Annotated in this window: 14 protein-coding genes; 1 reads left to right on the top strand and 13 read right to left on the bottom strand. The window is 47.2% G+C overall.

What is annotated here, in order from left to right; translation table 11 throughout:
* Nucleotides 1–49: 49 nt before the first annotated feature.
* The 11 genes from MRJ96_11730 to MRJ96_11680 all read right to left on the bottom strand — a co-directional run bounded on the left by MRJ96_11730 (nt 50) and on the right by MRJ96_11680 (nt 13,118).
* A complete protein-coding gene (locus MRJ96_11730) occupies nt 50–1,237 on the bottom strand; it encodes a hypothetical protein (protein ID MDR4502110.1) in 1,188 nt (395 codons plus the stop codon).
* A 9-nt stretch (nt 1,238–1,246) separates the two neighbouring features.
* Nucleotides 1,247–3,019, bottom strand: a complete 1,773-nt coding sequence (locus MRJ96_11725) for a hypothetical protein (GenBank protein MDR4502109.1) — start codon at nt 3,017–3,019, stop codon at nt 1,247–1,249.
* Nucleotides 3,020–3,139: 120 nt separating this feature from the next.
* Entirely contained in the window at nt 3,140–4,027 is an 888-nt protein-coding gene (locus MRJ96_11720) for a class I SAM-dependent methyltransferase (GenBank protein ID MDR4502108.1), read from the bottom strand.
* A 40-nt stretch (nt 4,028–4,067) separates the two neighbouring features.
* Nucleotides 4,068–5,477, bottom strand: a complete 1,410-nt coding sequence (locus MRJ96_11715) for a hypothetical protein (GenBank protein ID MDR4502107.1) — start codon at nt 5,475–5,477, stop codon at nt 4,068–4,070.
* 4 nt (nt 5,478–5,481) lie between these two features.
* Nucleotides 5,482–6,156, bottom strand: coding sequence for a class I SAM-dependent methyltransferase (locus tag MRJ96_11710; protein MDR4502106.1), 675 nt, complete (start codon nt 6,154–6,156; stop codon nt 5,482–5,484).
* A 10-nt stretch (nt 6,157–6,166) separates the two neighbouring features.
* Entirely contained in the window at nt 6,167–7,009 is an 843-nt protein-coding gene (locus tag MRJ96_11705; protein ID MDR4502105.1) for an NAD(P)-dependent oxidoreductase, read from the bottom strand.
* A gap of 76 nt (nt 7,010–7,085) precedes the next feature.
* Nucleotides 7,086–8,915: a hypothetical protein gene (locus tag MRJ96_11700; protein ID MDR4502104.1), complete on the bottom strand. Its 1,830-nt coding sequence runs from the start codon at nt 8,913–8,915 to the stop codon at nt 7,086–7,088.
* A 55-nt stretch (nt 8,916–8,970) separates the two neighbouring features.
* Nucleotides 8,971–9,732 (bottom strand): ABC transporter ATP-binding protein, encoded by a 762-nt coding sequence (locus tag MRJ96_11695; protein ID MDR4502103.1) that lies wholly within the window; start codon nt 9,730–9,732, stop codon nt 8,971–8,973.
* A 16-nt stretch (nt 9,733–9,748) separates the two neighbouring features.
* On the bottom strand, nt 9,749–10,543 hold the full coding sequence (locus MRJ96_11690) for an ABC transporter permease (protein ID MDR4502102.1): 795 nt from the start codon (nt 10,541–10,543) through the stop codon (nt 9,749–9,751).
* A gap of 260 nt (nt 10,544–10,803) precedes the next feature.
* The gene (locus tag MRJ96_11685; protein MDR4502101.1) at nt 10,804–11,871 is read right to left on the bottom strand and encodes an SPASM domain-containing protein; all 1,068 of its coding nucleotides are present in this window, start codon (nt 11,869–11,871) and stop codon (nt 10,804–10,806) included.
* A gap of 98 nt (nt 11,872–11,969) precedes the next feature.
* Complete coding sequence (locus tag MRJ96_11680) at nt 11,970–13,118, bottom strand: FkbM family methyltransferase (GenBank protein MDR4502100.1); 1,149 nt, start codon at nt 13,116–13,118, stop codon at nt 11,970–11,972.
* A 65-nt stretch (nt 13,119–13,183) separates the two neighbouring features.
* Between MRJ96_11680 and MRJ96_11675 the strand changes: the two genes are divergently transcribed.
* On the top strand, nt 13,184–13,789 hold the full coding sequence (locus MRJ96_11675; GenBank protein ID MDR4502099.1) for a dTDP-4-dehydrorhamnose 3,5-epimerase family protein: 606 nt from the start codon (nt 13,184–13,186) through the stop codon (nt 13,787–13,789).
* Here MRJ96_11675 and MRJ96_11670 read toward each other — a convergent pair.
* Nucleotides 13,770–14,255, bottom strand: coding sequence for an NUDIX domain-containing protein (locus MRJ96_11670; GenBank protein ID MDR4502098.1), 486 nt, complete (start codon nt 14,253–14,255; stop codon nt 13,770–13,772). The genes MRJ96_11675 and MRJ96_11670 overlap by 20 nt on opposite strands.
* 91 nt (nt 14,256–14,346) lie before the next feature.
* Nucleotides 14,347–15,108: an AAC(3) family N-acetyltransferase gene (locus tag MRJ96_11665; protein MDR4502097.1), complete on the bottom strand. Its 762-nt coding sequence runs from the start codon at nt 15,106–15,108 to the stop codon at nt 14,347–14,349.
* Between the last annotated feature and the right edge of the window lies 1 nt (nt 15,109).

The following is a 15,109-nucleotide window of genomic DNA, read 5'->3' as shown; positions in this document are numbered from 1 at the left end:
AATGGATGGAATCCCCATTTAGGTTCCCAGCCTATGTGTTCCTTTTTCCTTATACTATCGACCGCGAGATACTACGCTTACCAAAAACGCGGTTGAGAAATGGTCGTCTCGCGACCCAATACCCTAGATGCTGACCAATACCTTCGTTCACAATGCGAAGCCAATAGAACATTCTTTGTTCGAAGTCTGTTAACGGTTTCGAAGATTCCTGAAACAACCGCTCAATGTTCGCGTTTAGCCTCTGCACTCGTTCTTCTTGCAACACTTTTGGAACATACACAGGCAAACGAAAGAGTTGTCGCTTTAGAGGATCAACTTGAGGGGCATTCAAGACGTTGCGTAAACATAATTTTCGATACCACGTCCCCACCACTGGAAGCCTCATGAGGAGTTTTGGGTTAAGGGGCAGATAAGTCAGGCTCGATTCTGGCGTAAAGCTGAGCAACGTCATAACTTCAGGGTCTGTTTCAACGTGCACGTCCTCAAGGCTGGAGATATTTTGGTAAATGTAGTCTCCGTCGATCGTCCAATGTTCTAAGGTCTTGGTATCATGTATCTTGACTTGCTCATAATCAAACAGCAATGGAGCCCAGGTAAACGAGTGTATGACGAGACTCTCTTGATCCACTCTCCACCAAATTAACGCCGGCATCTCCCCATGAAAATACGAAGCCTCCCATTCGTAGCGACGCGTTTCAGAATGCATATGCGGCATCGCCAGCCGTAGCAACTCTTGCCCCTTCAACGAAAGAGGAGAGCCAGTTTCCAGCAAGCGTTTGGACTTTAATTGCTCGAGAAACCCTTCGTTCGCAAATCGTGGACAATGGGCTACGACGACTTTTTTTCCCTCTCCAGCCAGTCGCTGTAAATGTACAACCACCCCATCGGAAAATATGGTATCGGGATAAATGAAGGTGCCATACGCACGGTCTTCGTGCATCTTGCAAGCGATCGCCTTATGTCCGCGTGACATGAATCGCATCTTATCATGAGAGGGTTCGAGGTCATCCAGATTTAAATACACCGGCTGCATCTCGTTTTCGAGAAGAAGAAACGTTCGATGTTTTTTCATCTGCTCCCAATCTTCCGCCGTCGTGCAGATGAGAAACCGATTGGCCGTCTTATTCTCTAGTGCCGGAATATTCCCAGGAGCCAGCAAGGAACTCAGACAATAATCAAGAAAGTAGCTTCGAAATTCCTCTCCCCAAAACACAACTCCAAAATAAAATGGCCGCATCGGCTCTTATCACCCTACCTTCGCAGAAACCTGAGAAATTGGGACAGAAGGCTCTCTTCCCGGTACGACTTCCGTTAACGATCGAAAGCCATGTGGGGGCTTGTACGTCCAAGAGTCCGATGTCACACGGATGTGGAGGTTTGCTGTCCCTTGACCTCCGTGCTTCGACGACACAGCCGGATAGAGAGATGATGGCAACCCTTTAAATGCTGGGTCCTTTCCATGCATGGGGTCGCTCGACTCAAACCAATCTCCATTTCGCCCAAACCAGAGGGCACCGCTATCAAGGTCCACCGCAATCATGATAAGTTCATCTTCTGCATGAACAGGACTCCCATAGCTCGTTCGTCGTCCACGATTCATTTTATACCCATCACACCGCCATCCCCATCCATTTTTCATACATCCAATCTCTCTTCGAATAGAATGATCGTGAGCAATTACCCCGACCGACACGGTATCGGCCACCATTCCGTTCGCTGTACCCACATTTGAGGAGAACACCTCCCAATACCACTTTCCACTGGTGAGGAGCGGACTCATCACCCAAATCCGATACGTCCCAACTCCTGCCTGATTCATAATTTCCTGATTTGATGCTTCGGAGGGACCCCCCCTGCTATCAACTTGGTTCAACTGGGAAAAGGGCCACATCGTACTCGACTGTACGAAGCGCACGATGCGTGTGCACAACCATTCCAGCAACGTCAAACGTGAAAGTGCTTTAGTTACAATCGTCGCGGCCCTTTTCTCTAACAGACGCCACTCAGATTCAGAAATTTCTCCGCAATGTAACCGAACGGGTAAGCGGAAAAGTTTGCGCTTGAGCGGATCAATCGAGCCACTCGTGAGTAGCCATCGTAACTTATGAAGCTTCCAATAATATCCAATCAAAGGCCAAGACTTTTCCCAAGACGGTTGGAGTGCCATCTTATCAAGATGTCCTGGGAGATCCTCTTTTTTGGTAAAGCTGATTAATAAGAATTGATCCGAGTCTTGAATTACGTGAATGTCTTGGCAATCGCCAAAATTCTGATAGATGTAATCTGCATCCATCGTCGAATGTTCAAACGTATCGACACGATGTTCAGAGAGTTTTGCATAATCCACGAACACCGGAGCCCAATTAAAGTTGTGAATTAATATTCCTTGATTTCCTTGAGCCCGCAAAAAACTACTAAAGGGCATCTCGGCAAACCACGGCGCATCCCAGTCATACCGAAGGCTCTCAACATGCATATGGCGTAAGGCGATATTGGCCAATCGCCTAGGAGATAGGACCAAGGGCTTCCCAGGTCCGTCTGGCCTGAGGGCCTCGATTTCTGGCACTGCCCCCTCGTAGGTATAGCGCATGGCTGCGCAAAGAACCACGACCTTTCCTGCAAGAGCGAGTTCCTGTAACGTGCACACACCCCCATCCGCCACAACAAGATCTGGCGTCAAAAATACACCGCAGGCTCGATCGGTGAAAACTTTTTCCGTTGCAAGTTTATGCCCTGCAGACATAGCCAGGTATTTATTGTCAGAGTGGGCGGGCATGGGAATTTCGAGGAAGACAGGCTTAATGATTCGTTGAAGAGCTAGGAAGTCCAGATCAGCTTGGAGAGCATTCCAATCTTTCGTGGTCGTACAAATAAGAAACCGACTGGCAGACGCATTCTCCAAGGATGGAAGGTTTCCCGGAGAGAGGAGTGAAGGCACTAAGAGGCGAAGAAAATACTCTCGGTGTTCTTGTCCCCAAAACACGACGGTAAAATAGAAGCCATTCTGTGAATTGACCATAGTTCAAGGTTTTGACTACTAATTGCACGTGAGAGTACCTACATAGCCATAGAAAACCGAGCCAATCTTTCGACCTCTTGTACGCTCGTCATCACGATTAAATGATATCTGCATCCAAAGTCATGAAGGAACCACGCGTGGTTTGACAATCATCGTACTTCCCCACAGATCTCCCATAGGCAAGACCATTAATCCTCGTTGAGAAAAGAAACTATTCACAGCTGTCTTGACTCCAGGAAAACTGAGATTATCGAAGTCATGAAACACCATCACACCCCCTGGAACCAGTTGCGGCCATAACATTTCCAACCCAATTCGTGTCGGCTCGTAGAGATCCATGTCTAGATGAATAAATCGCCACTGCCGATCTTCCAAGCCTTGATAGGCGTCAGGGAACCATCCTTTAATCGGCTTGAAATTGGCTGGAGGAGTTCCATTTCCAACGTATTGCGCAACATGTTCTGGAGAGGTATCCAGAAAATTTCCCGGTTGCCATGTGCAAGCCGAGTTGATTTGTTTTTCTGTCTCAAGATCTTGCTCCACAAATCCCTCGAACGTATCAATACAAAACATCGTTCGCGAGGAATCCATGAGCGTAAAGATGACTTTCGCCGATTCACCACGATGCGTCCCAATTTCCAAGTAATCGCCCTCTGGGGCCGCATTGGCTATTTCGAGGAGAGCCATGAACTGAATGAGTCGAATGGGATCACGAAGGTGAGTGGCGGGATTGCGATAACCATTCCATAGCTTGTCGAACATTTGGCGTTTCGCTGGCACAGCATCAAACAAATACGGAATACTTTGTGCAAGATATAAGCGACTGACATCGTGCTCTTCGAGCAAGGCATCAACCTGAGTCTTTGTCTGATTCAGGTGTTGATGGTGGACTTTTGCTTTGATGTTGTGAATGGGAGCTTTCAATTGACGTCTCATCGTACGAACTCGATCGTACCATTGCTCCCCGATACAACTTCGCAAGACCGTCCTTAAAGTCGTAGCTACCATCTTTCATCCTCCCGCCATTTGTCATAACTCTGTTATCGTATCAATTTGCTTTTTCTGAGGATAACCATCCGCGTCGTCTGACGTACAGCTTGAGTCTGTGCTGCTGACGTTCGGGTAGTTTTTTCATCAGTCGAGTTGCAAACGACAGCAAATTTGTCGGAGAGAACAGAGTCTTGAATGAGATCGTAGAACACGACATGCCCAGCAATGTATCCAAAAAACCTCCTTGTGCAACCGCACGATTTGCCACACGAGCCGCACGCTGTTCGACTTCTGTCCAAACAGTAGTGAGGTCTTCACTGTGAAACTGAATTGGGACAGTATAAAAATGTCGTTTTACCGGATCGCCCATTGGACCATGTAACGTTTTCCGGATCAAGTGTGTTTTGTACCGTTCTGCAACCCATGGATGGCGCTTGCGCCATCCTGTCGTCAGTGGATAATAGTACTCTCCTCGCGGAGTGAAACTGGCTAACATAAAGCTATCAGAGTCCGCGACAATGGTTATGTCTTTCTGAGGATCAAAATGCAAGGCAATATACTTCCCATCGATCGTCCCTCCGATATCAAAGTAGTCAGCATGATGAGTTTCAACACCCTCGTAATTGACTAACAGCGGATACAGGTTCAGGTTGTGGAGCAGAACACCGTCATCTCCAGACACTTTCCAAAGCGATGAGGTTGCCGTGTCACAAAAGTACGGTGAGTCAAACTCAAAACACGCGGTTTCAGGGTGCAGATGTTTGAACACCGTACTGACCAGCTGTCGAGGCTGAAGAATCAAAGGCTTATCTGGCACCATGTGACCCGCCTCCTTAAACGCAGCCAGACACTCGTCTTGGGCAAAACGTAGAGTCGCCGTCAGAACGACCTTGTGTCCCTCATCCATCAAACGTTCTAATTCTTGAACCGTCCCATCTGATGTCATGAGATCCGCTCCAAGAAAGACGGCATTGGCTTGGTCTCCAAAGGCCCGACACGCCCCAATTTTGTGTCCCGTGCTCATAAACAGGATTCTCAAAGCATAATGATGGGAACCCATGAGTTCTTGTCCAATTTCTCTCCCAATGGCTTCCAATTCTTTATATTTCTCAGGAGGAAAGACATCATCTGGGGTGATCCAGATATCACTCTCTGCTCCATTTTCTGGAGTAAGGCAGGACGTACCACGGCGATACTTTTCGAGCAAAATGGGCTTGAGAAAGGCGGGAGCCGGTCGCTTCAGTTCAGCAAAAACAGGTTCAACGTATGAGACAAATTGGTCAAAAAGAGGTTCTTCTTGCAGAGCCACCCAGTCGGCATTCGTCGTACAAACGATCAGACGACTCTGAGTGCGATTCGAGAGGCTCGGCACATTACCAGGTGCGAGAAGCGACGCAACGGAAAAACGAAGAAAATGCTCACGAAATTCCTCTCCCCAAAAAGAGACGATAAAATAAAATGGCTTCACATCCTCATTTCTTTCCGCAGCAAACGCAAAAGTTATAATGAGACATTGGATGAAACCCCGTATGAACGACTTCGTCATTCATCGAAAACATAAATACATTGTGAAACCACCGCTGCATTACCACTTTGAGTTCTTTCTGGTCTTTGCAATTCACATGGCCAATCCGGCTGTGTTCCGATGCATAGGCCTGTGACTGTGACGATGGCGTACCGATGAGCATCACGCCATGGGGAGTCAGGGGGGCAACCATATTTTCGATAAACCGAGACTCGTCTTGTTTGGAAATATGCTCTAACACGTCCAGAGAATAGGCTCCATCAAACGTGCCCGGCACCGGCCCTTCGAGCATATTATGGACTAGATAGGTAGCAGGCCAACGTTCCGACATGATGGTCTTTGCTGAGTTCACAAACTCTGGATCAAAATCAACCCCTGTCACATGCTTGACTGTTTGAGTCACAATACGCGTTCCAAATCCATCGCCACATCCGACTTCTAACACACGCTCACAACCGTCCAGCATTTTTGCGACAAACTTATAACGCGCCAGAAAAAACACCAGTCGCTTGGGATCATCGTGCCAGGACCATCCGCTCATCAAGCCGAGGCGTTCCGGCCTGGCCTTCATTAACTGGATGGCCTCTCGGTATTGAATTTCACCAGAATCGTTATGAGTCATGCTTCTCTGCTCAGATTTTTTCTGTTTCAGGACAGATGGTATGTTGAGACAGCCGCTGTTGGATTTCTTCTTCACCACGCTCAAAGGGTATGAACTGAAAATCTGGAAACATTTTTTTTAAGAGAGATGCGTCAAACCGTCGATGCGTCAACGAGACCTCACGTGGCCGGAATTCAATAGTTGGAGCGAAATTACTATACGATGACACAATTTTGGCAACCTCTGCAAAGGTCAATGAACGACCAGTGACGGCATTTAAGATTCCGTGACTCCGATGAAGCAAGCAACGGTAGATGATCGCAGCAACATCCTGAACCATAATATGGTCGCGTCGCTCTTCACCTTCACCAAATAACGCAATACGCCGTTCCTCGATCATCGTGCGTCTAAAACGGTTGGGACCATAAGCATTATGAGTATCGTCAGGGGACGAGACTTGCGTAGTTCGAACACGTGCTACCGGTATCGAATTTAAATTAGCAAACATACGCTCTCGAAGGATATGCATGGCCGCGTAAGGATCACTCGACTCAATACTTGTTGATTCATCAATATCTTCTATTCTTCGTGGATATACGGCATCTGAACTGACGTAGACCACGTGTGCGATTGGTGTCTTCGCTATTGCTGAAGCAATCGTAAGCCCAATTTCGACATTCGCCACCATCATATTCAATCCGCGGCCATGTCTCAAAGGTAAACTCGCTAACACAACCATAGAATCTGTTGAACGAAGGAGTTGGCAGAGTCGCTGCGAAGCTGAAGGAGTTACCAAATTGATATCTGTGGAAGAGAGACAAAGCTGAGGAACCCCCCGATCACTCAGAAGCCTAGTTACGGCCTTTCCAATCACCCCACTAGCGCCAAGAATCACGACGCGAGAAGGAACGAGAGACTCAGACTGCGTATGGGCCAATAGCACGAATCACCTATCGATCATAAACATTCGTCTCTTTCGTCACTGATGAAGCCGATTTGGTCGTTCTTAATCGAGATGTAGTATTCGATTCGACAAAAGAAACAGAAATGGGGGTTTGCGGAACTCCAAATTTTGCTTCTAGTTTGCCTTCATTATGTTGTGAAGAATTACACACTATATGATGCTCATCAACCTCCAAGCCCGTGGATTCTTTGTTCTTCAGTACTCTGAGAAAATTTCTTTTTTCTTTCCACAACATCCGTCGATTGTTCCACATCCATCGTACTGTGAATAATGGACAGACTGGACTCACGCCTGGAGCTTCCCACCCTCCTTGCTGCCAATCGAACCCTCGTTCTTTGACGAGGCCGAGCTTTTCCTTTAACCGCCACCACACAAAACGACGGTATCGATAGATCCATTTGATCGTAAACACCGGACAGACTGGACTCACACCTGGAGCTTCCCACCCTCCTTGTTGCCAATCGAACCCTCGTTCTTCGACGAGGCCGAGCTTTTCCTTTAATCGCCACCACACAAAACGACGATAGCGCCAGATCCAGTACACTCGATAATATCCGGTAAATTGTCCAATGCCATGGCCAGTCTTCAACAGCCACCGTCTTGGCCGTATCACACATAGCCACAAGAAAAAGTATCGCCCCCTTGAAAGACGGAAGACATCCTGTTGCGAGCAATCTTGCAAATCATTTAGTACCCTTTGAGAAAACTTGCTACTTGCTGACTGCTCAACAACATCCATCATAAACTGCTCTTGCAAGGTAGGGGAGCGACACGCCTGCGTGATGAAAGAATTCGCCATTTCTATTGTTCGACCCCACTCCTCTCTCATTTGAGTCGAGTGAAGCATTACTGGTTGAGAGAAAATTTCACGTTTGAGTGGATCCATCACGTCACTGTCTTTCAGAGAACGCATCAACGAGACTTTGTAAACCTGGTTAAAGATTCCATAGTCTTCCATCCTTTTGTCAGGAGTCAGTTCAAAATGCAGTTCGGACTCTTTCGTGAAGCTGACTAACGAGATCTCATCACTATCTGTGATCACGTACACATCGTTGGCCTCTGGAAAGTTTCGGTAGATGTAATCTCCATCCAAGGTCCATTTTTCAAACGTCTTCGTATCATGTCGGTGAAGTGCGCCATAGTCGACGACCAATGGCGCCCAACTGAAGCTATAGATAATCATGGCTTCCGCCTTTGATGCCCACCAATAGACAGAAATTGGGGTATCGGCGAAATACGATGCGTCAAACTCATAGCGAAGAGTTTCGGTGTGTAAATGCGCCAATGCCAGCCGCATCAGGTCTCGCGATGAAATCTCAAGTGGCTTTCGAGCTGCATAAAATCCCTCAGTTTTCATTGCGGCAAGCAACGTCTCTTGAGCAAAGCGAATCGCCACACATAACACGACCTTCTTCCCTTGTTCAGCTAAGCGTTCCATAGCAGCAACCGAACCATCGGACAAAATCAGGTCTGGCGTGACAAAGACTCCATAGGCTTTGTCCTCGTACGCGCGCATGGCCACTTGTTTATGCCCCTGAGACATGATCAACATTTTTGAGTCGTGTTTCGTAGGAAAAGCCATTTCAAAGAACACTGGTTCGATATAGTCACGTAGCCGGAGAAAGAGAGTGTGACTCTGTAACTGCTCCCAATCTTGCCTGGTGGTGACGATGAGAAACTTACTGTTTCGGTGTTTATTGAGGGCAGGAATATTATTGGGAGAAAGTAAGGAGGCGAGGAGCAGATCTGTAAAATAGGCTCGGTGTTCTTCTCCCCAAAACACCACGGTAAAGTAAAACGGACGTAAGGCACTCATCGTGATTCCTCCATGAACCCCAATCCTTCCGCAATGATCGATGACAGCACTATCCCTAACCAGTGCCCTGATTCATAGCGTGATACTCTTCAATCACTTCGTCCACTCCTCCAGAAGCCAGAATGCGTCCTCCCTGTAAGAGCACGGCCTTATTGCACATCGTTTTCACTAACGCATCCGAATGAGAAGCCAGAACCAGGATACTTGATCGCTCAACCAGCGCGTCGACCCGTTCTTTCGCACGGTCGGCAAAACGTGCATCCCCCGCTCCAAGTCCTTCATCCAGCAATAAAATTTCCGGATCAATCGATGTCGCGATGCCAAATCCTAACCGAACGAGCATTCCAGTGGAATACGTGCGAACAGGCAAAGATAGATAATCGCCAAGTTCTGAAAATTTTTCAATCTCTGGTGTCTTTCGTACAATTTCCTCGGGTGTCATCCCAAGATACATACCACAGGTCATGATGTTTTCATATCCCGAGTCATCGCCATCGAGTCCAGGAGATGTACTGAAGAGGGGCGAGACCTTTCCATCAATAATCACTCTCCCTTGAGATGGCTCATACACCCCAGCACATACCCGTAAGAGGGTCGATTTTCCCGCACCATTATGTCCCACTATACCAAGCCGGTCTCCATGCACAAGCTTTATAGAAATGTTTTCTAACGCCCGAACCGTCACTCGCTTATTCGTACTGCCATCTCGTCGAATCAACCCTCCAGTGGTCTTTTCAAACAAGGCATGGCGAAAGGTTTTCTGTGACCCATAAATAGGGAAGTCTACCGTTACATTGTCGAGAACCAAAGAAGCCAACGTTGAAACCTCCTTGTTACACCCAGTAAGGTATCCGTCGACGAAATCGACTATACACAAAAAGCGTAATCGCCCAACCGATGATCGTGACGACCAACACGAACATCCAACTCCAAAGGGTTGGTGCACGACCTAAGAGTGGTGATCGTACGATATCGACAAAATGGTACAACAGGTTAAAGTCTACAAAAGCCCCAAAGCGTTCACCGAGTTGATCCGGTGTCCAAAAGATCGGTGTCACAAACATCGAGAGTTGCAAAATGCTTGAAACCACCTGTTGGATATCTCGATATCGAGAACAGGCAAGACCAAGCATAATCACGACCCATAATCCACTTGATATGACAAAAAACAAACCCGGAATTACCAGGAGAGTCGCCCAGGTTACGTTGACACCGGCATACAATCCAACCAACACGTAAATGAAGAGGTTATGAAAAAATACCAATACATTTCTCCACACGACGGAACAGACGAGTATCGAATACGGGAAGCGTAACTGTTTGATGATTCCCTCCGCGGCAAAGAACACAGCCGCACCTTCTGTCATAATGCTTGACACCATCACCCAGACGAGAAATCCAGAACATAAAAACGGCAAATAGACTTTAGGCTCTTGTTTCCAGAGATGGGCCCATACAATGCCAAGAGCCATGATGAAAATGCCAAGAGACAGGGTGGTCCAGAATGGTCCAATTAAAGTTCGGCGATAGCGTCGCTTGATCTCTAACCATCCCAATCGTCCCCACATCCTCCAATCCAAAACACCGACGACCAGATCTCGTAAAACGACACCATACTGTGGTTGCATAATTTTACTTTCTACACAAAGTTGACACTCATGGTTTTCAAAAGTGAGAACAAGGCCAATTGCTGTCCCCAGATAAAAAAATGTTCAAGTCTATTGGGGGCACCATCGTTCACAATAAGGAATTATGGGAGTCAAGCTAGAGACTGGGGAATTAGTGACAGCATAGAAAATGCAGGGTTACTCACCTTTCGATTCGACCGATCGAAAAAGAGGACCCGACACTTAGAGGGTGACAGGATCGCGAATTCTGATGAGAACAGTCACAAAACCGAAGTCTCGTTATTCCCGACTCCTACGAGATCCTTTGACGGTTCGTTATGACCACCTAACAGATTGCCTTGCCAATTTTTCAATCGAGTGATCTTATTATAGTACGTGTACTGAGGTGAGGTTCTGATTAGGAGACCATCTCGGACTTCCTCGTGAAATGAATATTGTGCCCAGCCATTGCACGGCTGACAGAAGGGCACTTTCTCCCATTGTCCAGTTTCATGATAGTACCGTGCTTTCGCGAATTCCTCCCCATCCCAGACTTCAGAGACGCTCGTTTCAAACACGTTCCCCATATTGGTCGTTTTAAATCCATCTAAACAGCATATGGTGACGTGACCGTCATTATGCACAGGCAAGGTATTATAAATGGCAGGACAGGGAAGACGTTCGGCTGGTGTTTCCATGCCAGGAAATGTTCCATTTTCAAAGATTAGGCCCATTCTCACGACGTCGACTACTCCTACCCATCGAGCCACAAACGTATCGACCTCATGCCGGTTCCCATCCTGGATGGTGAACGACACACCAACTCTGGGATAGTCGGCATCGCCACGCATCTTCATCAATCGAAAAACGGCCGCATCAAGATTTTCTAGTTTATCGATTCCCCGAATCTTACGTAAGGTCTCACGAGTTGCCGCATCTATACTAAACATCACCGAATCAACCTGTTGCTCTACAAAAAATTCAGCGAGGCTTTCATTCAATGTCAACCCGTTGGTATTCATCGCAACCGCCATTCCGCGGGATTTCATATCGGCTATTTGTTCGCGAAGGTTTGGAGCCAACAGAGGCTCACCGTACATATTCGGTTGTATCAAAGGCTTAGCCATCATCATTTCATCAAGCAATTTACGTGAAGCAGCTACATCCATCACACCTGTGACCGTGTCAATGGCCTCGTCATCTTCCGATCCCCACACGGGACACATGGGGCATCGCAAATTGCAGTCAGTGGCTAAATCAAGCAAAACACGACCTGGCAATTCAGGTACAGGTGATGGGTTCCAAGCCAACTTCGGATCAACCCATTCTGCATTCGTCCAATCGCGCATACTGCCTCCTTACTCATCTATCAAAAAAGTGTTTGATTCACGACTCATTCAATTCATACGTTGACCGCACTACTCTCCCCTATACACGTTTCCTACGACTATGCAGTTGGAAGAGCATATAACACCGTCTCAATGATACCGCCATCATGCTGACGTAGATAAAACTTATAACCTGCGTGGATATTGCGAATCTCCTCTGGGATCTGCCACAAGTCAAAAGGATTGTGATAGACAGAAATAGCAAGTTTCGGTCTCCATCGTCGAATCGACTCTTGTGCACCACGCAGGGCTTCACATTCAGAACCTTCAATGTTCATCTTAAGAAATGTCACTCGATCGCCGTTGAGCGTCTCATCAAGCCCCACGACAGGGATTTCAAATTGACCCACATCTGAAAAAATAGAACCACGAGTACCTGCATTATCAAAGCGCAATGTACCAGCACACCGATGAAGACCTGCGTTGACTGTTTCAACTTTCGCATTGTCTGAAAAATTGGCCTTCAAACGATCATATGTTCCTCGATCTGGCTCAAAGGCAATCACACGGGCACATTTGCCCTGCACTCTATCGAGAAATAGTCGAATCGTATCGCCATCGTATGATCCTCCATCCACATACACTTCCTCATCTCCATACTCAATAAGATGACTAGGGGCATACAGGTCCCATTCAATAATGGGAGCAAGGATTTCGGGATCTAATGTCAAACGATATCCAATAATGGCATCAAGAACATCAAATGACCGTTCATCAAAAAAACAATTCCGTAACGCCAAATATCGCTCTCGATGATCGACAAGGTCCTCAAGTAAACGAGCATAGAACATATGCGGAGGAAACCTGATGGAATCAAGGACTTCTAATAGCGCGAAGGGGGCGACAGACGAAAACCCCATGCACTTCATGCGTTCATGCGCCTTCAACACACGATGTGAAGCGATGATGACGGGAATCTCTCGGCGTACATTCTCAAGAGAATCAACTGACGCCACGACATGCCCCATCAGTTGTCGCCCCTGTCGCTCAGGATTATCATCAACAATTGCTCGCACCACAATTCCATGAGCTACACATAATTCAAGTAAGCGCTCGCCCTCTTCGGCTGCCCCTAAAATAATAACCTCTTTCAAGACGTGTGAACAAAACGTTGGATAACGTTCCGCAAGCCTCGCTCGGATATCGTCAACTCGCTTCAGTGATTCCAATTCAGACAGCCATGTGGTAGAAGGTGCAGTATGTTTCATGAGATCTTTCTCTGTAAGGGGTGATTCCTTTATATTTACCCATGCATCAGTCAAACGGGATACACATGAACAATGAACAGAGATCTGGTGAGGATGAGGACATCATCATCGAGCGACTCGATGTTCAGTCTTTAAACATCCCAGAATTAAAAATCTTCAAGTCTTCCCCCAGACTCGACACCCGCGGTCATGTCTCGCCAAGTTACAACAAACTATTTTTCCAAGAATTAGGTATCGATTTTGACATTATTCATGAAAATCATTGCGTCTCACCTAAACAAGGAACCATGAGGGGATTTCATTATCAGCTCCCTCCCTACGGACAAGCGAAATTCATTCAAGTTCTGCATGGACGTATCTTGGACGTAAACCTTGATCTCCGGCAGAGCTCTCCAACGTTCGGCACTCATGTAGCCGTAGAGCTCTCATCCGACAATTGGAATCATATATTCATTCCCGTAGGATTCGCCCACTGTTATTGTACATTAGCTCCAGAAACAGAGGTCATGTTTAAACTCGGAGCGCCCTTCGCTCCAAGGTACGCCCGGGGGCTTGCGTGGGACGACCCGGATTTGGCGATTACGTGGCCGATCACCTCAGAACAAGTGACCATCCTTGAACGTGACCTGCACAGGCCGAGATTTTCTGAACTCACGGATTTTTATCCGTAATTCCTTCTCCATCAATGCGATCTTTGGAAAAATGAAGAAATAGCGCGAATGCATCGTACGGCACTAAGGCTAACTGCTCAAAAACTACCTTACCGGCAAAGGCTTCAACTTTTTGTCCCTCGTGCAAAACAAGACGACTGACTTGGACTTCCGTTATCAAAATTGTGTAATAGATTCGATAATAGCTCTTTAAACCTATTGGGTCTAGGTCGAAATCAAATCGTGAAAAATAGCTCACCTGTTCAGGTACAAGTTCCAGCTCCTCAAAAAGTTCTCGACGTAAGGTATCCAGTGGCGCTTCGGCTTCTTGGGCAGCCCCACCGAAACACCCCCAACAATCCGGATACCAAATGTGCGGCACATTATCCCGATGTTGGAGTAAGTAACGCCCATCCTCTAACTGGATAATTCCCGCGACGGCATTCCCAACACTGAGTCGAAGAGATTTTAACCGTTGTTTAGACACTCGACGCTCTTATACATACCATGAAACTTTTGATCTCCCATATTCTGCAACGGCTGACACCGTGAAGATTAACGCGGTTCATGCTCAGACTTTACATCATTCGGTATCGTTGTCCTGGTTTTGCAAGAATAGCATCAGGTGATTGTTTTAATGCCTCTGTGACTATGCGTACCATATCGACAGCACGAAACGCCCGACAGGTCGTATTCCCTATCCTGGCAACCTGAAGTTTCCCTTCTCCGGCAAGCTGATCTTGAAACTGAAAATAATCGCGAGGCAGGAATCGATGCCGTCGCAAAGTGACTTCGAATACTTGCCCCTTTCGATCTCGACAAGAATACGTTTCTCGTTGATCAGACGGCCGAAGATAGAGTTCGGGAGCAACCGACTCTTCGCCAAAATGGACCAACGTACAACAATCCATCGATATCCCCAGCATCAGCACCCACGCATCATGTCGTGAAAGCAGACCAAAGGGGCTTCGACTTGAACAGGGAGTTTCATCATAATGATGTGTTTGCACCAAGGTCCTGGCCATCTTTCCTCGACCAGCAACAGAATGTGTAGGATGAAGGCTACGAACATCGGCATATTCGGTGCGAAACAATTCTGTCAAGATCCCCGTATTAGATGGAGTGTCGAGCTCATCAAACAGTGGATTCGCGGCATTCACGTACCGCCATGACATCGTTGGCATCAAGAGCGTCCCTCGCTCAAAGTACTCGACGAGAGATCTCAACACAATTGGAGCCCGATAGCCATCTCGCGCAAACTGCTTAAATGCACTATGGACAAGGACCACACCATCGGATGGGGTTCCTAGCCGTTTATACACTTTGGCCAATAAGTCCATC

The organism is Nitrospirales bacterium (genome assembly GCA_031315865.1).
In the GTDB taxonomy this organism is placed as follows: Bacteria; Nitrospirota; Nitrospiria; order Nitrospirales; family UBA8639; genus JAGQKC01.
Note: the sequence above shows the minus strand (reverse complement) of the source record. Positions and strands in the feature narration are given on the sequence as shown.